Here is a 19976-nt window from a genome sequence, read left to right as displayed (position 1 = left end):
TGGTAAAAAAAACCCTTTCAAGAATATGAAAGGGTTCGATATTATATGCAAGCAGTTCGTTGTTATCGCTCGTTGACCCCTACGAAAGGGCGGTAATTTTCTCCGGTGTACACTTGACGCGGACGACCGATGGGCTCGTTGTTCAAACGCATTTCGCGCCACTGTGCGATCCATCCCGGTAGGCGGCCCAAAGCGAACATTACGGTAAACATTTCGGTGGGTATTCCCAATGCCCTATAAATGATTCCCGAGTAAAAATCTACGTTCGGATATAACTTTCTATCGACAAAATAAGGGTCTTCCAGGGCTTCTTTTTCCAAACCTTTTGCAATATCCAAAATAGGGTCTTTGATGCCAAGATCGCCGAGCACCCTATCGGCAGCCTTTTTAATGATTTTTGCTCTCGGATCGAAATTTTTATATACCCGGTGTCCAAAGCCCATAAGCCGGAACGGGTCGCTTTTATCCTTTGCTTTTGCCATATACTTTTTGGTGTCGCCACCATCGTTCTCTATGGCCTCCAACATTTCCAAAACCGCTTGGTTGGCACCACCGTGCAAAGGTCCCCACAGTGCGGAAATCCCTGCGGATAACGAAGCGAACAGCCCTGCATGTGACGATCCGACGATACGCACCGTAGAGGTAGAACAATTCTGCTCATGATCGGCATGTAAAATCAGTAATTGGTCTAAAGCCTCGATAACGATTTGATTTTTTTGATAGGTCTGGGTCGGTTTTTTGAACATCATTTTATGGATGTTCTCCACATAACCCAGGGTATCGTCGCCATAATCCAACGGAAGGCCTTTCTTTTTTCGCATCGTCCAAGCGACCAATACGGGAAACTTGGCCATAATCCGTACTATGGCATGGTACATGGCCTCATCGGAGGAAACATCTACCGTAGAAGGATTAAAAGCGATCAGGGCACTGGTCAAAGAGGACAACACGCCCATAGGATGGGCCGTTTTTGGAAAGCTGTCCAAAATCTTCTTCATCTCCTCATCCACGTTCGATTCTTCTTTAATATCGGCGTGAAATTTGTCCAACTCCTGCTTATTAGGTAATTCTCCAAAAATCAACAAATAGGCCACCTCCAAAAAATCGGCCTTTTCGGCCAATTCCTCAATAGAATATCCCCGGTACCTCAAAATTCCTTTTTCCCCATCAAGAAAGGTAATTGCACTGGAACAAGAACCAGTGTTTTTATATCCCGGATCTATAGTGGTAATACCACCCGTAGCCGATCGCAATGTTTTGATATCGATCGCCAACTCGTCTTCCGTTCCTTTGACAATAGGAAAATCGTATTTTTTACCGTTGTATTCTAAAGTAGCTTTATCTGTCATTTGTTGTGATTACTTAATTTTTAAGTGAGTCGCGAAGGTAAGAAAAACAGGGGACGTTAACAATTCAGACTCCCTGATTTAGACATTTATTAACGCTCTTAAAGCTGGTGATTTCCTTTACAGCAAATACAGTTGTTCATAATACTTCGATACCGATTTTTCCCAAGTAAACCGCTTCTTTTTGGCCGCCGTCTGTATCTGCTTCCATTTTTTCTTATCGTTCTGGAAAACATCGAGCGCCATATCGAAACTGGACAACATGTTCCGGATTTTTTCGTCGTAGGTATCGCCATCAAAGGCGAAGCCGGTTTTCATGTGTGCAACGGTATCCGTAAGACCGCCCGTATGGTGCACCAAACAAGGATTTCCGTTTCGCATGGCCAACATTTGGCTGATACCGCAGGGTTCGAAAAGGCTGGGCATGAAATAGAGGTCGGATTCCAAATAAATCGAATCGATAAGGTCTTCCGATTGCCCATTGGTGAAAATAAAATTCCGGTGCGCATAACTCATATCCCGAAAAAGTGCTTCATACTCCGGGGCGCCAGTACCCAACAGCATAAAAATACCACCAACGGCCTCAAGCTTTTGCAACAGTTGTTCAAAGGCCTCTGGAGAGCGTTTGAAGAAATAGAACTTTTGTTCCGTTAACCGGGCCACGCTCGAAACGATAAACTTTGGATGATTGGCCACATACTCCATTACCTTCTCTCCGGTATGGGCCAGGAAGTCCGCCTTGTATTTTTTAGATTCTTCCTGTAACCATCTGAAAAGTGCCTTTACGGTATTGCGATACAGTTTTCCGGTATCGGCAACGCGAACGTTATTGTAGTTACAGCCGTTCAGTATACCGAACAGCCGCCCTTCGTTCTCCGCTTTTATCAAATCGGTCTCCAACCCTTCGCCACCGATAAACTCCGGCGGGGAACTCGGTTTTAGTACATCTTCTTTATACGAGGGCGACACGGTATGTACGGCATCGGCCAATCGAATGCCAACGGCCATCAGATTGATACAGTCCCGATATCGATAATCCATCAAGGCTTTCTCATCATAATTGATCTCGGGAAACCACGTGCTCAACGAGGAATAGTTATCTTCAAAAGGACGAATGCCCTGTATCGCCAAATTGTGAATGCTGTACACGTATCGCATTTTCTTCAACGAACTATAGGAAGGGTGATACTTCTTTAAAAAGAGTACCAGGCTCGAATGCCAATCGTGCATGTGCACCACATCCAATTTGCCGAAAGCCTCTTTTTTTAATGCTTCGGCAACTGCGGTACAAAATATAAAATACTTTATCGCATCGGTGTAGAACGGCTCGGTAGGATCGTTATGGTAAATATGGGCAATATCCCCCTCCTCTATCTCCGGGTGGTGGATTACATAGTGGTGTACGTTCTTAAACTCCTTTTTGGGGATGACCTCGTAAAAATCGGCCGTATATGTGGTACCGCGTAACGGAAAATTGAGGTGTGTTTTAAACGTACCCCCCTGGTGCAAACGGCCATAGGATGGCACAACAACATGCACCTTGTCGCCCATAGCGGAAATTTGACGCGGTACATCGCGTACTACATCTCCCATACCTCCTGCTTTACAATCTGGAATAGCGTCGTTCTCTGCCGCTACGAATAAAAAATTGTTCATGTGGTTTTCCTATTGTTCAAACGCTACAAGATATTCAAAATTCGTTTACCACGTTGCTCCTAAAACCAAAAAAACCTATTCGATTCCATCAGGAAAACGAATAGGTTTTTATATCGGGAAAAGCGCCTTCCTATACCATTTCTGGTGTTAAATTACGTAAATAAAAACCAGGAATTTTTTGGGTAGGCGAAAAAGAAAACCCAAGCATAGCAGTAGCTATGGTTGGATTTTATTTTGAAGCATACACGGAAAAGAACAATTTTTAATGGGTAATTTAACACCAGAAATGGTATTAGCTTAGCTTGAAGGCTTTTTCTTGAGGGTAGTATGCTACCGCTCCCAATTCTTCCTCTATGCGCAACAACTGATTGTACTTTGCCATTCTATCGGAACGGGAGGCCGAACCGGTCTTGATCTGACCCGTATTCAATGCTACGGCAAGATCGGCGATCGTATTGTCCTCGGTTTCACCGGAACGGTGCGACATTACTGAGGTATATCCCGCGTTTTTGGCCATGTTGACCGCCGCAATGGTTTCGGTAAGTGTTCCAATCTGGTTTACCTTGATCAAAATGGAGTTGGCGATACCGTTCTCGATCCCTCGTGACAAGCGTTCTACATTGGTCACGAACAAATCGTCGCCTACCAATTGTACCTTATCACCGATCTTATCGGTAAGGGCTTTCCAGCCGTCCCAGTCATTTTCATCCATTCCGTCCTCAATGGAAATGATCGGATATTTTGCACTAAGGTCGGCCAGGTATTGTGCCTGCTCTTCCGATGTACGCACCATTCCTTTATCGCCCTCGAACTTGGTATAATCGTATTTTCCATCCACAAAAAATTCCGCTGCGGCACAGTCCAGTGCGATCATAACATCGTCACCCAACTTGTACCCTGCCTTGTCTACCGCTTTGGCGATGGTATCCAGCGCATCCTCCGTACCACCTTCAAGGTTTGGGGCAAACCCGCCCTCATCGCCTACCGCGGTGCTCAAACCTCTATCGTGCAATACTTTTTTGAGGTTGTGGAATATTTCGGTCCCCATCTGCATGGAATGCGAAAAGCTCTTTGCCTTCACGGGCATTACCATAAACTCCTGAAAAGCGATCGGCGCATCGGAATGGGAACCGCCATTGATGATATTCATCATCGGTACCGGCAACGTATTTGCGCTTACACCGCCTACGTAACGGAAAAGGGACATTCCCAGTTCATTAGCGGCCGCCTTTGCCACGGCCAGGGAAACACCCAATATGGCGTTTGCACCGAGCTTTGATTTGTTCGGAGTACCATCCAAATCGATCATAACCTGATCGACCAGGTTTTGTTCAAATACCGACATTCCCAAAATTTCCTCTGCAATGGCGGTGTTTACGTTGGCAACGGCCTTAGCGACCCCCTTGCCCATAAACGTATTGCCCCCATCGCGCAACTCGACAGCTTCATGCTCCCCTGTGGAAGCTCCGGAAGGTACTGCGGCCCTTCCCATTACTCCATTTTCGGTAATAACGTCTACCTCTACCGTCGGATTTCCCCTAGAATCTAAAATCTGTCTTGCATGAACACTAAGAATGATACTCATTTGTTATTTTTTTTCAGTTGTTTTTAAAGAACTCATCTTGAGTTTTTGTAATTCTTTTCAAAATTATCTTTTGCACCACTATTTCTTTTAAGCTTAGTAACCCAGCTCAGCGGCTTAAAAAAAGCCTTTATCCAGAAACATCTGATGCGCTAAAAAACGCAATTTGAGTGCAAAAAGCGCAAAGATACGGAACCAAGGTCGCACAATACACTTTGGAAATGTGATATAACACTAATTTAAACTAGGATACGGCAACCGAATCGTTCGCTTTGATCATGTCGAAAAAAGTATCGAACAGGTATTCGGCATCGTGCGGTCCCGGACTGGCTTCGGGGTGGTACTGTACCGAAAAAACATTTTTGTCCTTCATGCGTATTCCCGCTACCGTTTGATCGTTTAAGTGTACATGGGTAATCTCAAGATCCGGGTGCGCCTCCGTTTGTTCTCTATTGATCGCAAAACCGTGGTTTTGGGAAGTAATCTCTCCCTTGCCCGTCAACAGGTTCATGATAGGGTGATTGATACCGCGGTGCCCATTGTGCATCTTATAGGTATCGATGCCATTCGCCAGGGCGATCACTTGATGCCCCAAGCATATTCCAAAAACCGGTTTATCCGTTTGAATCATTTGCTTTGCCGTAGCTATGGCATCGTTAAGCGGCTGTGGATCCCCGGGACCGTTCGAAATAAAATAACCATCGGGAGCCCATGCTTTTAAATCTTCAAAAGGGGTGTTGTACGGAAACACTTTTATACAGGCGCCCCGCTTAGCAAGGTTTCGTAAAATATTCTTTTTGATACCAATATCGAGTGCGGCAATTTTTATTGCGGCATTTTCCTCTCCATAAAAATAAGGTTCCGTAGTGGATACTTTGGAAGCGAGTTCCAAGCCTTCCATACTTGGTATGGCGGCAAGTTTTTTCTTTAACTCCTCTATAGCGTCGACTTCCGTAGATATTACCGCGTTCATGGCACCATTATCCCGTATGTAGCTCACTAAGGCCCTGGTGTCCACATCCGAAATTGCGAAGAGACCGTTTTGCTCTAAAAACGTTTCCAAACCACTGTCGGCAATCGGTCTGGAATACTCATAACTAAAGTTACGGCAGATAAGGCCGGCGATCTTTATACCGTCGGATTCCACCTCTTCAACATTGGTACCGTAATTACCGATATGGGCATTTGTGGTCACCATGATCTGCCCAAAATAGGATGGGTCGGTAAAAATTTCCTGATATCCCGTCATTCCGGTATTAAAACAGACCTCGCCAAAGGCAGTACCTTCTTTACCACCTACCGATTTACCATAAAAAATGGTGCCGTCGGCCAATAACACTAATGCTTTTTTTCTCGATTGATAATTCATATGGGATCTCTCTATTAAAATTTCACAAAAAAACATAAAAAAAGGATAAGCTTAAAAGCTTATCCTTTTTAATTTATTATTAGTTATTGACATCTTATTCTTCGGAGTCATCGGCTTTTGCTTCGATATCTTTAGAAGTTGCTGTCTTTTCCTCCGCTACAGCCACCGGTGGTGTCTGCGTTTTGGCACCGCTGCCCCTACGGCTTCGTCGCGTGGTTTTCTTCTTTTGCTTGTCGGCGTTGTACAACTCGTTAAAGTCTACCAACTCGATCATTGCCATATCGGCGTTATCTCCCAAACGGGTACCCAGTTTAATAATTCGGGTATACCCTCCCGGGCGATCACCTACTTTTTCCGATACTGCTCCAAATAACTCGCTTACCGCGTACTTGTCACGCAAGTTTTTGAAAACGATACGCCTGTTGTGCGTTCCCTTTTCAGTGGTAACGTTGTTCTCTGCCTTTGATTTTGTAATCAATGGCTCAATAAACTGTTTTAGTGCCTTTGCCTTGGCAACAGTGGTATTGATTCGTTTATGTTCAATTAAGGAACAAGCCATATTGGCCAACATCGCTTTTCGATGCGCCGACTTTCTTCCTAAATGATTGACTTTTTTACCGTGTCTCATTTTCTAGTTATTGCCTTCCTTGTCCGGGACGTTCCCTTCTAATAGAAGATAAATTAATCTTTATCCAATTTGTATTTTGAAAGGTCCATTCCAAAGCTCAATCCTTTGTTGATGACCAATTCTTCTAATTCTGTCAACGATTTTTTACCGAAGTTCCTAAACTTCATCAAATCGTTTTTATTAAAGGAAACCAAATCTCCAAGGGTGTCCACTTCTGCGGCCTTCAAGCAGTTCAATGCACGTACCGACAAATCCATATCGACCAATTTGGTCTTTAACAGTTGTCGCATGTGTAACGACTCTTCGTCATAGGTTTCCGTCTGTGCAATTTCGTCAGCCTCCAAGGTAATCCGCTCATCGGAGAACAACATAAAGTGATGTATCAACACTTTTGCCGCTTCGGTAAGCGCGTCCTTTGGGTGTATAGAACCATCGGTCTCGATTTCAAAAACCAATTTTTCGTAATCGGTCTTTTGTTCTACCCTAAAGTTTTCAATACTGTATTTTACGTTCTTAACTGGTGTAAAAATAGAATCTACAGCAATGGTACCCAGTGCAAGACCACCCTTTTTGTTTTCTTCCGCAGGAACATAGCCACGACCTTTATCCAAGGTTATTTCCATGTTGATGTTCACCTTGGCATCCATGTTACAAATAACAAGGTCTGGATTCAATACTTGGTAACCGGAAATGAATTTTTGAAAATCACCGGCGGTCATTTGGTTTTTTCCGCTTACGGAAATGGATACCGTTTCGGCTTCCGAATCTTCTATCTGCTTCTTAAAACGTACTTGTTTCAAGTTCAATATCATTTCGGTAACATCTTCCACGACTCCCGGAATAACGGAAAACTCGTGTTCCACGGCGTCGATACGTACCGAAGTAATCGCATGTCCCTCCAATGCGGAGAGCAATACCCTTCGTAATGCGTTTCCAACAGTCAATCCATAACCAGGTTCCAAAGGGCGGAATTCAAACTTCCCTTTGAAATCTGAGGAATCGATCATTATAACTTTGTCGGGTTTCTGAAAATTAAATAATGCCATAATCTGGATCCGTGTTGGTTTATTTTGAGTATAACTCGACGATTAATTGTTCTTTTATATTCTCTGGAATCTGCATTCTTTCGGGAATGGAAATATAAATACCTTCCATTTTTTCCGAATTCCAGCTGATCCATTCGTATACTTTACTGTTCGCTGAAAGAGCATCTCCGATTGCCTGAAGCGATTTGGACTTTTCACGGACACCGACAACGTCACCGGCCTTTAAAGAGTATGATGGTATGTTTACCAGCTCTCCGTTAACGGTAATGTGTCTGTGGGATACCAACTGACGGGCACCTCTTCTTGTTGGGGCTATTCCCATACGAAAAACCACATTGTCCAAACGGGATTCGCAAAGTTGTAAGAGCACTTCACCGGTAACCCCTTTACTCCTGTTCGCTTTTCCGAACAGGTTTCTAAATTGTTTTTCAAGGATACCGTACGTATACTTTGCTTTTTGTTTTTCCATCAACTGGACGGAATATTCGGATTGTTTTCCACGACGTCTGTTCTGGCCGTGTTGTCCTGGTGGGTAGCTCTTTTTATCAAAAGCTTTGTCCTCTCCATAAATCGCCTCTCCGAACTTTCTTGCGATTTTACTAGTTGGTCCTGTATATCTTGCCATTTTCTAATTGTTTGAAGTGTGATTATGAATTAAGGCTTATCCTTCGATAATCGTTCACTACACTTCGGTTGAAATATAAATTAATGTGATTTAAACTCTTCTTCTCTTTGGAGGCCTACACCCGTTGTGCGGCATTGGGGTAACATCGATAATTTCGGTAACCTCTATTCCGGAGTTGTGTATGGAGCGTATTGCGGACTCCCTTCCGTTTCCAGGCCCTTTGACATATACCTTTACCTTTCGCAAACCGGCTTCGTGCGCCACCTTTGCACAATCTTCGGCCGCAATCTGTGCAGCGTAAGGAGTATTCTTTTTGGAACCCCTAAAACCCATTTTACCGGCTGAAGACCATGAAATAACGTCTCCCTTTTTATTGGTCAAGGAAATAATGATATTGTTAAAAGAAGCCGTTACGTGGGCCTCTCCTACAGATTCGATAACTACCTTTCGCTTTTTAGCGGCTTTTGCATTTGTCTTTGCCATATTCTTTTAGTTTCTAGTTGTTAGTTCTTAGTTATTGGAATCCTAGACTTTTACATTTCAAACAGATTCTTCTAACGTCTAAATACTAATGACTATTTATTATTTAGTAGCCTTTTTCTTGTTGGCAACTGTTTTACGTTTTCCTTTTCTTGTCCTGGAATTGTTTTTTGTACGTTGTCCTCTCAACGGCAAACCAGATCTGTGGCGAATACCCCGGTAACAACCGATATCCATAAGACGTTTGATGTTCAACTGCGTCTCGGAACGAAGCTCTCCTTCGATGGTGTAGGAACCAACGGCATCACGGATGCGTCCTATCTCATCATCGTTCCAATCCGATACCTTGGTATCTTCATTCACCTTTGCAACGGCCAAAATTTCCTTTGCCCTGCTTTTCCCGATACCAAAGATGTAAGTCAACGCGATAACGCCCCTTTTCTGTTTTGGTACATCTATACCTGCAATTCTTGCCATAACTAGCCTTGTCTTTGTTTAAACCTAGGATTCTTTTTGTTGATTACGTACAACCTGCCCTTTCTGCGAACAATTTTGCAGTCGGCACTTCTTTTCTTAACTGATGCTCTTACTTTCACGTCCTTATATTTTACTACTGCCTTTATCTACTTTTGCGGACCGGTAGTTGTTCTCCCGTATCCTTTATCCTTGCTATCGCTTTGGTTACAAAACGACTTAGTACCTATAGGTTATCCGTGCTTTTGTTAAATCGTACGGACTCATTTCCAACTTTACCTTATCTCCGGGAAGCAACTTTATGTAATGCATACGCATCTTTCCGGAAATATGTGCGGTAACTACATGCCCATTTTCCAATTCTACCCGAAACATCGCATTGGACAATGCTTCGATAATACTTCCATCTTGCTCTATTGCTGCTTGTTTCGCCATAGTATTCCCTTTTCAACAGGCTTTAGAAATACCCGTTGCATTCTTTTTCACTTAAGCTACTTTTCTATTTTTACCGGATTTCATTAATCCATCATAATGTCTATTCAACAAATAAGCGTTGACCTGTTGTACGGTGTCAATGGCAACACCCACCATAATTAAAAGTGATGTACCTCCGAAAAACAACGCCCAACCTGCCTGAACATCCATAAGTTTTACGACGATCGCCGGTAAAACCGCCAAAAGTGCTAAAAATATGGAACCTGGCAAAGTAATCAACGACATAATCTTATCCAAATAGTCTCCGGTTTCCTTACCCGGACGTATTCCGGGAATGAATCCTCCACTACGCTTCAAATCGTCCGCCATTTTATTGGTAGGAACGGTAATCGCCGTATAAAAATAGGTGAATATGATAATCAATAACCCGAACAGAATGTTATAGGCCCATCCGAAAATATCGCTAAACTGCACTTGAATCCACTGACCGGCAGCGGTTTCGTCAAAAGCGCCACCTATCAATCCGGGAACGAACATAATTGCTTGCGCAAAAATAATTGGCATCACCCCAGAGGCATTCAACTTTAATGGAATATATTGTCGCGATCCCATCACGTTTTTCTCATACCCTCCAGAGGCAGTCCTTCTTGCGTACTGCACCGGAATCTGTCTTGTCGCCATGACCAACAACACACTGGCCAATATTACCAAGAACCAAATAATCACTTCGATAAGAATAAACATCAACCCGCCGGTGTTATTGGCAGTACGTGATACAAATTCCTGCACAAAAGACTGGGGCATGGTAGCGATAATACCAATCATAATCAGAAGAGAAATACCATTTCCGATACCCTTATCCGTAATCTTTTCACCCAACCACATGGCAAATACACAGCCTGTAACCAATATGATTACCGCCGGCACAATAAAATCGATTCCTTTTCCTAGAACGAAGGCACTATTCGGAACACCAAACGCCTCCAACCCATATAGGTATGCCGGTGCCTGAACCACACAGATTGCAATGGTCAACCAACGGGTAATCTGATTAATGGTCTTTCTACCACTCTCACCCTCTTTTTGTAGCTTCTGAAGATACGGTATAGCGATACCCATTAACTGCACCACAATGGATGCAGAAATGTAGGGCATGATACCCAATGCAAAAATGGAGGCATTGGAAAAAGCTCCTCCGGTAAATGCATTTAAGAGTCCAAATATTCCCTGTCCCGTTTCATCGGCCAACGAGCCCAATTGATTGGAATCGATACCGGGCAATACGATTTGACAACCAAAACGATACACCACGAGTAGCCCCAAGGTAATCAAGATCCTATTTCTAAGCTCTTCGATTTTCCAGATATTGGATATGGTCTCAAAAAATTTCTTCATAATAACTGTTCCTTACAAATTTATTGCTTCGCCACCGGCCGCTTCGATAGCCGCTTTGGCGCTAGCAGTAAATTTATGTACCGAAATTTTTAGGGATGCCTTTAATTCGCCACCTCCCAAAATCTTTACAAGATCGTTTTTTCGTGCCAACCGGTTAGCCACGAGGTCGTCGTGGGTGACGGTATCTTTAACCAACTTCTTGTCTACAAGCTCCTGTAGTTTATCCAAGTTGATGCCTTGGTATTCTTTTCTGTTGATATTGGTGAAGCCAAATTTAGGCACACGACGTTGCAATGGCATTTGACCACCCTCGAAACCAATTTTCTTGGAATAACCAGATCGTGACTTCGCACCTTTATGTCCTCGCGTAGCCGTACCTCCTTTTCCGGAGCCCTGACCTCTTCCTACGATTTTACCAGCTTTGTTGGAAGCACCTTTTGCCGGTTTTAAACTACTTAAATCCATCTTTATATAATATCTTAAGCTTCTTCGGTAGAAACCAAATGTTTGACTTTATCTATCATTCCAAGGATATTCGGTGTGGCCTCATGTTCTACCACCTGCCCTATTCTCTTAAGGCCCAATGCTTGCAATGTTCTCTTTTGGTTCTGCAATTTTTTAATACTGCTACGAACCTGCTTTACCTTAATCTTTGCCATCTCAAATTTAGTATTGCGTATTTCGTATGTTGTAGGTAGTATGGGCGGGCACTTGTAAATACACTACCGAATACCAGTTACTTTGTACTTTATACTACTATTAATTTATCCTTTAAAAACCTTTTCTAGAGACACACCTCTTTGTCGCGCTACCGCTCCGGCATCGCGCAGTTGCAACAGTGCATCGAAAGTGGCCTTCACTACGTTGTGCGGGTTGGAGGAACCTTGAGACTTCGAAAGTACATCGTGCACCCCTACCGATTCCAAAACAGAACGTACTGCACCACCGGCGATAACACCGGTACCATGCGAAGCTGGCTGAATGTACACCCGTGCTCCACCAAATTTCCCTTTCTGCTCATGCGGAAGGGTATGCTTGTTCAATGGTATACGGATCAAATTTTTCTTAGCGTCTTCAATTGCCTTCGCTATCGCAGTGGCAACTTCCTTGGACTTGCCCAAACCGTGTCCTACGACACCGTTCTCGTCTCCTACGACCACAATGGCGGAAAATCCGAAAGCCCTACCACCCTTGGTTACTTTGGTAACCCGCTGTACGCCGACTAGTTTGTCCTTTAAATCCAAACCTCCCGGTTTTACAGTCTCTACGTTTTTATACTTCTGGTACATAAATTTTATTTAGAATTCAAGTCCTGCTTCCCTTGCTCCTTCGGCCAACGCCTTTACCCTACCGTGGTATAGGTTCCCTCCCCTATCGAAGGCAACTTTATCGATACCGGCCTTTTTGGCCTTTTCGGCAACAGCTTTACCAACCAAAGTAGCGATTTCGCTTTTGCTTCCTTTCTCTTTGGCCAACGCCTTGTCGCGGGAAGAAACGGCAACCAAAGTCTTTCCTTCGTCATCGTTGATTACCTGCGCATAAATCTCGTTGTTGCTTCGGAAAATGGACAACCTTGGCCGTGCTTCGGTACCAAAGGAAACTTTTCTGATTCTTTTTCTAATTCTAGATTTTCTTTGAATTTTCGACAGTCCCATTATACTATTATTAAGCTGATTTACCTGCTTTTCTTCTTAGTTGCTCACCAACAAACTTCACTCCTTTTCCTTTGTAAGGCTCAGGCTTACGGAAACCTCGTATCTTGGCGGCTATCTGCCCTACCAATTGCTTGTCATGAGAAGTCAGTTTTACTATTGGATTCTTTCCTTTTTCGGAAATCGTTTCCACTTTTACCTCAGGGGCCAGTTCCAAAACGATGTTGTGTGAAAAACCGAGGGCCAAATCCAATTTCTGACCTTGGTTACTGGCACGGTATCCTACCCCTACCAATTCCAACTCTTTCGTCCATCCTTTGGAAACACCTTCGATCATATTCCTGACCAACGAACGGTATAGCCCATGCATGGACTTGTGCTCTTTGGAATCGGAAGGTCGGGTAACGAAAACGTTCCCATCCTCTATTTTGATCTCCACTCCTGAAAATTCCTGTGTAAGCTCTCCCAATTTCCCTTTTACGGTAATCAGATTTTCTTTTACATCGACCGTGACTCCTTCGGAAATCGCGACTGGATTATTACCTATTCTTGACATTTCTACAACTTTCTTTCGATTAGTATACGTAACACAACACCTCGCCGCCAACGTTATCACGCTTGGCCTGCTTGCTCGTCATCACACCATGTGAGGTGGATACGATTGCGATTCCCAAACCGTTCAATACCCTTGGCAATCCTTCCGATCCGGCGTATTTCCTTAATCCAGGCTTACTTACCCGCTGAATTTGACGTATTACAGGCTCTTTTGTGGACTTGTCGTATTTCAAAGCGATCTTTATCACGCCCTGTACCTTGTCTTCCTCGAACTTGTAACTTAAAATGTACCCTTGATCGAACAAGATTTTGGTAATTTCCCGTTTTACATTAGAACCTGGAATCTCAACGACCCTATGACCAGCTCTACTGGCGTTTCTAATCCTAGTTAAATAATCTGCGATAGTATCTGTTACCATTTTTTCTAAGTATAAACCTTTCCCTACGCTTGAGAGAAATAACTATAATTTTCTTTACCAGCTAGCTTTTTTCACACCGGGAATCAACCCTTGGTTGGCCATCTCCCTGAACGTTACCCTGGATATTCCGAACGTCCTCATGTATCCTCTAGGTCTACCGGTCAATTTGCAACGGTTATGCATTCTTACCGGAGAAGCGTCCTTTGGAAGCTTTTGCAATGCCTCATAGTCACCCGCCTCCTTCAACGCTTTTCGCTTTGCAGCATATTTTGCAACGGTCTTTGCCCTTTTACGCTCACGGGCTTTCATTGATTCCTTAGCCATACTAGTTCTTTTTAAAGGGTAATCCCAATTCTGTTAATAACGATTTTGCTTCTTTGTCGGTTTCCGCAGAAGTAACGAAAGTGATATCCATTCCGCTTATCCTGTTGATTTTATCAATATTGATTTCCGGAAAAATAATCTGTTCGGTAACACCCAAACTATAATTCCCCCTACCATCGAAACCGGTAGCGCGTATTCCCTGAAAATCCCTTACCCTTGGCAAGGAAGATGTAACCAAACGATCCAAAAACTCATACATGCGCTCACCACGCAAGGTCACTTTTGCACCGATGGGCATGCCCTTTCTTAACTTAAAAGCAGCAACATCCTTTTTGGATACGGTAGCGACGGCTTTCTGTCCGGTAATGTTGGTCAGTTCATCCACGGCATGGTCGATAAGCTTCTTATCGGCAACTGCACCGCCGACACCTCTACTGACCACAATTTTTTCCAATTTGGGCACCTGCATTACGTTCTTGTAACCGAACTCCTGCTTTAACGCCTCAACGACGCGGTCCTTATATTCTTGTTTTAATCTTGCAACGTATGCCATAACTAAATTACTTCGTTGGATTTTTTGGAAAATCGTACTTTTTTACCGTCACGTACCTCAAAACCAACTCTTGTGGTCTCTCCGGATTTCACATCGATCAATGCCAGGTTGGAAATATGGATCGCGGCCTCTTTTTTAACGATTCCCCCTTGCGGGTTTTTCGCACTTGGCTTTTCGTGTTTTGAAACCATATTGGCTCCTTCCACAATAGCACGGTTCTTCACCTTGTCCACCATCATCACCTTACCTTCGGTTCCTTTGTGGTCACCTGCTATGATCCTAACGGTATCGCCTGTTTTTATCTTTAACTTCTTCATTGTTCTACTATTATAGTACCTCAGGGGCCAATGATACAATCTTCATAAACTGTTTGTCACGAAGCTCTCTTGCAACCGGACCAAAAACACGTGTTCCCCTCATTTCCCCTGTCGGGTTTAAAAGAACACAGGCATTATCATCGAAACGGATATAAGAACCATCGGGCCTTCTAACCTCTTTCTTCGTGCGTACCACTACCGCGGTAGAAACAGCACCTTTTTTAATACCTCCGTTAGGGGTAGCCTCCTTTACGGTAACTACAATTTTATCACCGATGGAAGCATACCTCCTTTTCGTACCACCAAGGACACGGATGGTTAAAACCTCCTTCGCCCCAGTGTTATCCGCTACCTTTAGTCTAGATTCCTGCTGTAACATAATTATTTAGCTCTTTCTAAAATTTCTACTAACCTCCAACACTTTGTCTTGCTCATTGGACGGGTCTCCATAATCTTTACGGTATCACCCTCTTTGCAGTCGTTCTTCTCGTCGTGCGCCACGTATTTTTTCGTTTTCAAAACGAATTTTCCGTACATGGGGTGTTTTACTCTTTTAACCTCCGCAACAACAATGGACTTTTCCATTTTGTTGCTAGTTACAACACCGATTCTCTCTTTTCTTAAGTTTCTTTTTTCCATAAAGCAGAACCAATTATTGGTTTTCCCTTTTAGTTAATTCCGTTGCCAATCGCGCAGCAGTTCTTCGTACTTTTCTGATTTGAAGCGGATTTTCCAATGGCGTTACAAAATGTGCCATTTTTAAATCTGCATGCTGCTTTGTATACTCGGCAAGCTTTTCTTTAAGCTCTTCGATAGACAATTCTTTTACCTCTTGTTTTTTCATGCTTTCTATCGATTAATTTTGATCAACATAATCCCTAGCAACGATAAATTTCGTTTTTACCGGTAATTTCTGTGCCGCAAGACGCAATGCTTCCTTGGCAATTTCCATAGGAACACCGGCAACTTCGAACATTACCCTACCCGGCTTTACCACGGCAACGAAATACTCGGGAGCACCCTTACCCTTACCCATACGAACCTCAAGAGGTTTTTTGGTAATCGGCTTGTCCGGGAAAATTTTTATCCACAACTGCCCCTCTCTCTTCATATATCTTGTCGCTGCGATACGTGCAGCCTCTATCTGTCTTGACGTAATGAATTTCGAATCCAAAGATTTAATACCGAACATTCCGTTTGAAAGTTGGTGCCCTCTGGTAGAAAGCCCTTTCATACGGCCTTTCTGCATTTTACGAAACTTGGTCCTTTTTGGCTGTAACATTGTAATGTCTCTTTATTGTATTACTTTCTACGACGCTTTCTTGGGCCGTCTTGCTTTCCTTTTCCTCCTGAACCGGTAGACATTCCTACCAATGGGGACAACTCTCTTTTTCCGTATACCTCACCCTTCATTATCCAGACTTTGATTCCCAAACGCCCGTAAGTCGTATGCGCCTCGTGAAGTGCATAGTCGATATCGGCACGAAATGTAGAAAGTGGAATACGTCCATCCTTATAAGACTCCGAACGCGCCATCTCGGCCCCGTTCAAACGACCGGAAATCTGAACCTTGATTCCCTCTGCATTCATTCGCATTGCCGCGGCAATCGCCATTTTTATGGCCCTTCTAAAGGAAATTCTACTTTCGATCTGTCTTGCAATACTCGCAGCAACAAGATTGGCCTCTACTTCCGGCCTCTTGATCTCATGAATATTGATCTGAACCTCTTTATTGGTAATTTTTTTAAGCTCTTCCTTAAGTTTGTCAACTTCTTGACCTCCCTTACCGATGATGATTCCAGGTCTTGCCGTGGTTACCGTAACGGTAATCAACTTTAAGGTGCGCTCAATGATTATTCTAGAAACACTGGCCTTTGCCAAACGGGCATGTATGTACTTTCTAATCTTATCGTCTTCGGCAAGCTTATCTCCATAATCATTACCTCCGTACCAGTTGGATTCCCAACCTCTAATAATACCTAGACGATTTCCTATCGGATTTGTTTTCTGTCCCATTCTAGCTCTCTATATTATTGTTAGATTCTAAAACCAACGTTACGTGGTTAGAACGCTTTCGTATTCTGTGTGCCCTTCCTTGAGGAGCGGGACGCAACCTTTTCAACATTGTACCGCTATCGACCCTGATTTCTTTAACGAACAGATCGGCTCCTTCGATATCGGCATCTTCATTTTTGGCCTGCCAGTTAGCGATGGCGGAAAGCAACAACTTCTCCAATCTTCCTGACGCCTCCTTGGAATTGAACTTCAATATCGCCAATGCCTTTTCTACTTGAACCCCTCTGATAAGGTCGGCTACAATACGCATTTTTCTAGGCGAAGTAGGACAGTTGTTCAATTTAGCAAAAGCGATCTGCTTTTTCTCTGCCTTTATCTTTTCGGCCATTTGTCTTTTTCGAACTCCCATAGCTTACTTTTTACCCTTGTTCTTTGCACCTGCATGCCCTCTAAAGGAACGTGTCGGTGAAAATTCTCCTAGTTTATGACCTACCATGTTCTCGGTAACGTATACCGGAACAAATTGTCTTCCGTTGTGCACCGCAATTGTAAATCCTACAAAATCTGGTGTTATCATCGATGCTCTAGACCAAGTCTTGATTACCGTTTTCTTTCCGGACGAAGCGCCTTGTTGGATTTTTTTCTCCAAACTATAGTGAACGTATGGTCCTTTTTTTAGTGAACGTGCCATTGTTATCTCCTTTTATTTCTTTCTACGTTCTATGATATATCTATTCGTGTTCTTGGTCTTGGACCGCGTACGGAATCCTTTTGCAGGGATACCGTTTCTAGATCTAGGATGTCCTCCAGACGCCCTTCCTTCACCACCACCCATTGGGTGATCGACAGGGTTCATCGCTACCGGTCTCGTTCTAGGTCTTCTACCCAACCATCTACTTCTACCGGCTTTTCCACTGACCAATAACTGATGGTCGGAATTGGATATGGCCCCTACAGTGGCCAAACAACCGGACAAGATCATCCTTGTTTCGCCAGAAGGCATTTTAACGGTTACAAACTTACCGTCTTTTGCCATCAACTGTGCAAATGTACCAGCGCTTCTTGCGATTACCGCCCCTTGTCCGGGACGAAGTTCGATACAGGAAATGATAGTCCCCAAAGGAATATCGGACAACGGCAATGCATTCCCAATTTCAGGGGCAGCTTTACTACCTGCTGAAATTCCCTGTCCAACCTTTAATCCGTTCTGGGCAATGATATAACGCTTTTCACCATCGGTGTACTCCACCAAAGCGATGAAAGCGGTTCTATTAGGATCGTACTGAATGGAAACCACCTTGGCAACAACATCCTGTTTGTCCCTTTTAAAATCAATGATACGATAGCGTCTTTTATGACCGCCACCTTTTTGACGTACAGTCATCTTTCCCTGACTGTTTCTACCCCCGGACTTTTTTAACGGAGCAAGCAAGCTTTTCTCCGGCTTATCGGTGGTGATGGCGTCAAATCCATTCACTACCCTAAAACGCTGTCCTGGAGTTACCGGTTTTAATTTTCTAACTGACATTTGTAGTCTTTATAGATTACTGTAAAAATCAATAATATCTCCTTCTGCAACATCTACGATCGCTTTTTTGATCGCATTGGTCTTTCCATGCTGTACCCCCGTTTTGGTAAAACGGGTCTTTCTTTCCGGACCGTAATTCATGGTTCGAACTTTTTTTACAGAGACTCCATAAGTCGCCTCCACGGCATCTTTGATCTGCAATTTATTTGCATCGGTAGCCACCACAAAACCATAACGATTGTACAACTCCCCTTGGGCAGTCATTTTTTCGGTAATAATCGGTTTTATCAACACGCTCATGATTTCTCTATTTTGTTAAGTTCGATTCAAGCCCTTCTAAAGACCCTTCAAGCAACACGATATTATTCGCATTCAATATTTTGTAAGTGCTTATTTCTGAGTTAGTTATAACTTCAGACCGCTTAAAATTACGCGAAGCCAAATATACGCTATTATTTGAATCGCCCAACACAATTAATGATTTTTTGTTTTCAAGCCCCAACGACTTCAAAATCTGTATAAAATCCTTTGTTTTCGGGGTCTCAAAATTAAAGTCCTCGAGGACTGTTATGGCCTGTTCTTTGGACTTCATTGCCAATGCGGATTTCCGCGCCAATCGCTTGACGTTCTTATTCAGCTTTTGGCTATAATCCTTCGGCCTTGGACCAAAAATTCGTCCACCACCTCGGAATACCGGCGACTTGATACTACCCGCCCTTGCGGTACCGGTTCCTTTTTGTTTTTTGATCTTGCGCGTACTTCCCGCAATCTCCCCACGCTCCTTTGCCTTATGGGTTCCCTGACGCTGGTGCGCCAAGTATTGCTTTACATCCAAATAAACGGCGTGATCGTTCGGTTCTATAGCGAAAACAGCATCAGAAAGGTCTACCTTTCTCCCTGTTTCTTTTCCTTTGATATCTAAAACTGCTACTTTCATTACTTCTCAATGGTTATGTAAGCGTTCTTATGTCCTGGGACACATCCTTTCACCACAATCAAGTTCTTTTCCGGAACTACCTTTAATACACGCAAATTCTGCACGGTAACACGTTCGCCGCCCATTCGACCGGCCATACGCATTCCCTTAAAAACTCTTGAAGGATCAGAACCTGCACCGATGGAACCGGGAGCACGCAATCTGTTGTGCTGCCCGTGAGTGGACTGCCCAACACCTGCAAAGCCGTGTCTTTTCACAACGCCTTGAAATCCTTTTCCTTTGGAAGTTCCCTTAACATCGACAAACTCGCCTTCCGAGAAAATATCGACACCAACGGTATCCCCTAATTTAAACTCACCTTCAAAAGACTTGAATTCGACGACCTTTTTCTTAGGAGAAGTGCCCGCCTTTTTACTATGGCCCAATTCGGCCTTGTTCGCGCGCTTTTCTGCCTTGTCATCGAAACCAAGCTGAAGGGCACTGTACCCGTCTACCTCTTCGGTTCTGACTTGGGTAACTACACATGGACCGGCCTGAATGACGGTACAGGGCATATTCTTCCCGTTCTCGTCAAAAATACTGGTCATGCCTACTTTTTTACCTATTAACCCAGACATACTATATATTGATTATTAATTA

General features: G+C 43.6%; 32 protein-coding genes. All 32 read right to left on the bottom strand.

What is annotated here, in order from left to right; translation table 11 throughout:
* Positions 1–62: 62 nt before the first annotated feature.
* The 32 genes from ACRD7P_RS07760 to rplC all read right to left on the bottom strand — a co-directional run bounded on the left by ACRD7P_RS07760 (position 63) and on the right by rplC (position 19954).
* A complete protein-coding gene (locus tag ACRD7P_RS07760) occupies positions 63–1349 on the bottom strand; it encodes a citrate synthase (RefSeq protein WP_430906974.1) in 1287 nt (428 codons plus the stop codon).
* Positions 1350–1466: 117 nt separating this feature from the next.
* Complete coding sequence (locus ACRD7P_RS07755) at positions 1467–3002, bottom strand: glycogen synthase (RefSeq protein ID WP_430906973.1); 1536 nt, start codon at positions 3000–3002, stop codon at positions 1467–1469.
* A 292-nt stretch (positions 3003–3294) separates the two neighbouring features.
* Positions 3295–4587, bottom strand: a complete 1293-nt coding sequence (eno, locus tag ACRD7P_RS07750) for a phosphopyruvate hydratase (protein WP_430906972.1) — start codon at positions 4585–4587, stop codon at positions 3295–3297.
* 241 nt (positions 4588–4828) lie between these two features.
* Positions 4829–5953: a glutamine-hydrolyzing carbamoyl-phosphate synthase small subunit gene (gene carA / locus ACRD7P_RS07745; protein ID WP_430906971.1), complete on the bottom strand. Its 1125-nt coding sequence runs from the start codon at positions 5951–5953 to the stop codon at positions 4829–4831.
* 94 nt (positions 5954–6047) lie between these two features.
* Positions 6048–6581: a 50S ribosomal protein L17 gene (gene rplQ, locus ACRD7P_RS07740; protein WP_430906970.1), complete on the bottom strand. Its 534-nt coding sequence runs from the start codon at positions 6579–6581 to the stop codon at positions 6048–6050.
* Positions 6582–6634: 53 nt separating this feature from the next.
* The gene (locus ACRD7P_RS07735; protein WP_430906969.1) at positions 6635–7627 is read right to left on the bottom strand and encodes a DNA-directed RNA polymerase subunit alpha; all 993 of its coding nucleotides are present in this window, start codon (positions 7625–7627) and stop codon (positions 6635–6637) included.
* A 19-nt stretch (positions 7628–7646) separates the two neighbouring features.
* The gene (rpsD, locus tag ACRD7P_RS07730) at positions 7647–8252 is read right to left on the bottom strand and encodes a 30S ribosomal protein S4 (RefSeq protein WP_430906968.1); all 606 of its coding nucleotides are present in this window, start codon (positions 8250–8252) and stop codon (positions 7647–7649) included.
* Positions 8253–8342: 90 nt separating this feature from the next.
* Positions 8343–8735 (bottom strand): 30S ribosomal protein S11, encoded by a 393-nt coding sequence (gene rpsK / locus ACRD7P_RS07725; protein ID WP_430906967.1) that lies wholly within the window; start codon positions 8733–8735, stop codon positions 8343–8345.
* A 99-nt stretch (positions 8736–8834) separates the two neighbouring features.
* Positions 8835–9209 (bottom strand): 30S ribosomal protein S13, encoded by a 375-nt coding sequence (rpsM, locus tag ACRD7P_RS07720; protein WP_430906966.1) that lies wholly within the window; start codon positions 9207–9209, stop codon positions 8835–8837.
* Positions 9210–9211: 2 nt separating this feature from the next.
* Positions 9212–9328 carry a type B 50S ribosomal protein L36 gene (gene ykgO / locus ACRD7P_RS07715; protein WP_013305171.1) on the bottom strand — a complete coding sequence of 39 codons (117 nt, stop codon included), beginning with the start codon at positions 9326–9328 and terminating at the stop codon, positions 9212–9214.
* A gap of 97 nt (positions 9329–9425) precedes the next feature.
* The gene (infA, locus tag ACRD7P_RS07710; RefSeq protein ID WP_013305172.1) at positions 9426–9641 is read right to left on the bottom strand and encodes a translation initiation factor IF-1; all 216 of its coding nucleotides are present in this window, start codon (positions 9639–9641) and stop codon (positions 9426–9428) included.
* 51 nt (positions 9642–9692) lie between these two features.
* A complete protein-coding gene (gene secY / locus ACRD7P_RS07705; protein ID WP_430906965.1) occupies positions 9693–11036 on the bottom strand; it encodes a preprotein translocase subunit SecY in 1344 nt (447 codons plus the stop codon).
* 12 nt (positions 11037–11048) lie between these two features.
* Complete coding sequence (rplO, locus tag ACRD7P_RS07700; RefSeq protein ID WP_430906964.1) at positions 11049–11501, bottom strand: 50S ribosomal protein L15; 453 nt, start codon at positions 11499–11501, stop codon at positions 11049–11051.
* A gap of 14 nt (positions 11502–11515) precedes the next feature.
* The gene (gene rpmD / locus ACRD7P_RS07695; RefSeq protein ID WP_430906963.1) at positions 11516–11695 is read right to left on the bottom strand and encodes a 50S ribosomal protein L30; all 180 of its coding nucleotides are present in this window, start codon (positions 11693–11695) and stop codon (positions 11516–11518) included.
* A 105-nt stretch (positions 11696–11800) separates the two neighbouring features.
* Positions 11801–12325, bottom strand: a complete 525-nt coding sequence (gene rpsE, locus ACRD7P_RS07690; protein ID WP_430906962.1) for a 30S ribosomal protein S5 — start codon at positions 12323–12325, stop codon at positions 11801–11803.
* Positions 12326–12334: 9 nt separating this feature from the next.
* The gene (gene rplR, locus ACRD7P_RS07685) at positions 12335–12691 is read right to left on the bottom strand and encodes a 50S ribosomal protein L18 (RefSeq protein WP_430906961.1); all 357 of its coding nucleotides are present in this window, start codon (positions 12689–12691) and stop codon (positions 12335–12337) included.
* Between the two features lie 10 nt (positions 12692–12701).
* Positions 12702–13244, bottom strand: coding sequence for a 50S ribosomal protein L6 (gene rplF / locus ACRD7P_RS07680; protein ID WP_430906960.1), 543 nt, complete (start codon positions 13242–13244; stop codon positions 12702–12704).
* Positions 13245–13263: 19 nt separating this feature from the next.
* On the bottom strand, positions 13264–13662 hold the full coding sequence (rpsH, locus tag ACRD7P_RS07675) for a 30S ribosomal protein S8 (RefSeq protein WP_430906959.1): 399 nt from the start codon (positions 13660–13662) through the stop codon (positions 13264–13266).
* A gap of 54 nt (positions 13663–13716) precedes the next feature.
* Positions 13717–13986, bottom strand: a complete 270-nt coding sequence (rpsN, locus tag ACRD7P_RS07670) for a 30S ribosomal protein S14 (protein WP_430906958.1) — start codon at positions 13984–13986, stop codon at positions 13717–13719.
* 1 nt (position 13987) lies between these two features.
* Positions 13988–14539 (bottom strand): 50S ribosomal protein L5, encoded by a 552-nt coding sequence (gene rplE, locus ACRD7P_RS07665; RefSeq protein WP_430906957.1) that lies wholly within the window; start codon positions 14537–14539, stop codon positions 13988–13990.
* A gap of 2 nt (positions 14540–14541) precedes the next feature.
* Positions 14542–14856 carry a 50S ribosomal protein L24 gene (gene rplX / locus ACRD7P_RS07660; protein ID WP_430906956.1) on the bottom strand — a complete coding sequence of 105 codons (315 nt, stop codon included), beginning with the start codon at positions 14854–14856 and terminating at the stop codon, positions 14542–14544.
* Between the two features lie 10 nt (positions 14857–14866).
* On the bottom strand, positions 14867–15235 hold the full coding sequence (rplN, locus tag ACRD7P_RS07655) for a 50S ribosomal protein L14 (protein ID WP_013993867.1): 369 nt from the start codon (positions 15233–15235) through the stop codon (positions 14867–14869).
* Positions 15236–15237: 2 nt separating this feature from the next.
* Complete coding sequence (rpsQ, locus tag ACRD7P_RS07650; RefSeq protein ID WP_430906955.1) at positions 15238–15495, bottom strand: 30S ribosomal protein S17; 258 nt, start codon at positions 15493–15495, stop codon at positions 15238–15240.
* Between the two features lie 13 nt (positions 15496–15508).
* Positions 15509–15700 (bottom strand): 50S ribosomal protein L29, encoded by a 192-nt coding sequence (gene rpmC / locus ACRD7P_RS07645; protein WP_430906954.1) that lies wholly within the window; start codon positions 15698–15700, stop codon positions 15509–15511.
* 12 nt (positions 15701–15712) lie between these two features.
* Entirely contained in the window at positions 15713–16138 is a 426-nt protein-coding gene (gene rplP, locus ACRD7P_RS07640; RefSeq protein ID WP_430906953.1) for a 50S ribosomal protein L16, read from the bottom strand.
* Positions 16139–16158: 20 nt separating this feature from the next.
* Positions 16159–16872 carry a 30S ribosomal protein S3 gene (gene rpsC, locus ACRD7P_RS07635; RefSeq protein ID WP_430906952.1) on the bottom strand — a complete coding sequence of 238 codons (714 nt, stop codon included), beginning with the start codon at positions 16870–16872 and terminating at the stop codon, positions 16159–16161.
* A 1-nt stretch (position 16873) separates the two neighbouring features.
* Positions 16874–17281, bottom strand: coding sequence for a 50S ribosomal protein L22 (gene rplV, locus ACRD7P_RS07630; protein ID WP_430906951.1), 408 nt, complete (start codon positions 17279–17281; stop codon positions 16874–16876).
* A 3-nt stretch (positions 17282–17284) separates the two neighbouring features.
* Complete coding sequence (gene rpsS / locus ACRD7P_RS07625) at positions 17285–17563, bottom strand: 30S ribosomal protein S19 (protein ID WP_430906950.1); 279 nt, start codon at positions 17561–17563, stop codon at positions 17285–17287.
* Positions 17564–17575: 12 nt separating this feature from the next.
* Positions 17576–18400, bottom strand: coding sequence for a 50S ribosomal protein L2 (gene rplB / locus ACRD7P_RS07620; protein ID WP_430906949.1), 825 nt, complete (start codon positions 18398–18400; stop codon positions 17576–17578).
* Between the two features lie 9 nt (positions 18401–18409).
* On the bottom strand, positions 18410–18700 hold the full coding sequence (gene rplW, locus ACRD7P_RS07615; RefSeq protein WP_430906948.1) for a 50S ribosomal protein L23: 291 nt from the start codon (positions 18698–18700) through the stop codon (positions 18410–18412).
* Positions 18701–18707: 7 nt separating this feature from the next.
* The gene (gene rplD, locus ACRD7P_RS07610) at positions 18708–19337 is read right to left on the bottom strand and encodes a 50S ribosomal protein L4 (RefSeq protein WP_430906947.1); all 630 of its coding nucleotides are present in this window, start codon (positions 19335–19337) and stop codon (positions 18708–18710) included.
* The gene (rplC, locus tag ACRD7P_RS07605) at positions 19337–19954 is read right to left on the bottom strand and encodes a 50S ribosomal protein L3 (protein WP_430906946.1); all 618 of its coding nucleotides are present in this window, start codon (positions 19952–19954) and stop codon (positions 19337–19339) included. The genes rplD and rplC overlap by 1 nt, the downstream gene beginning before the upstream one ends.
* Positions 19955–19976 lie beyond the last annotated feature (22 nt).

The organism is Maribacter sp. 2-571 (assembly GCF_050589625.1).
Taxonomy (GTDB): Bacteria; Bacteroidota; Bacteroidia; order Flavobacteriales; family Flavobacteriaceae; genus Pelagihabitans.
Note: the sequence above shows the minus strand (reverse complement) of the source record. Positions and strands in the feature narration are given on the sequence as shown.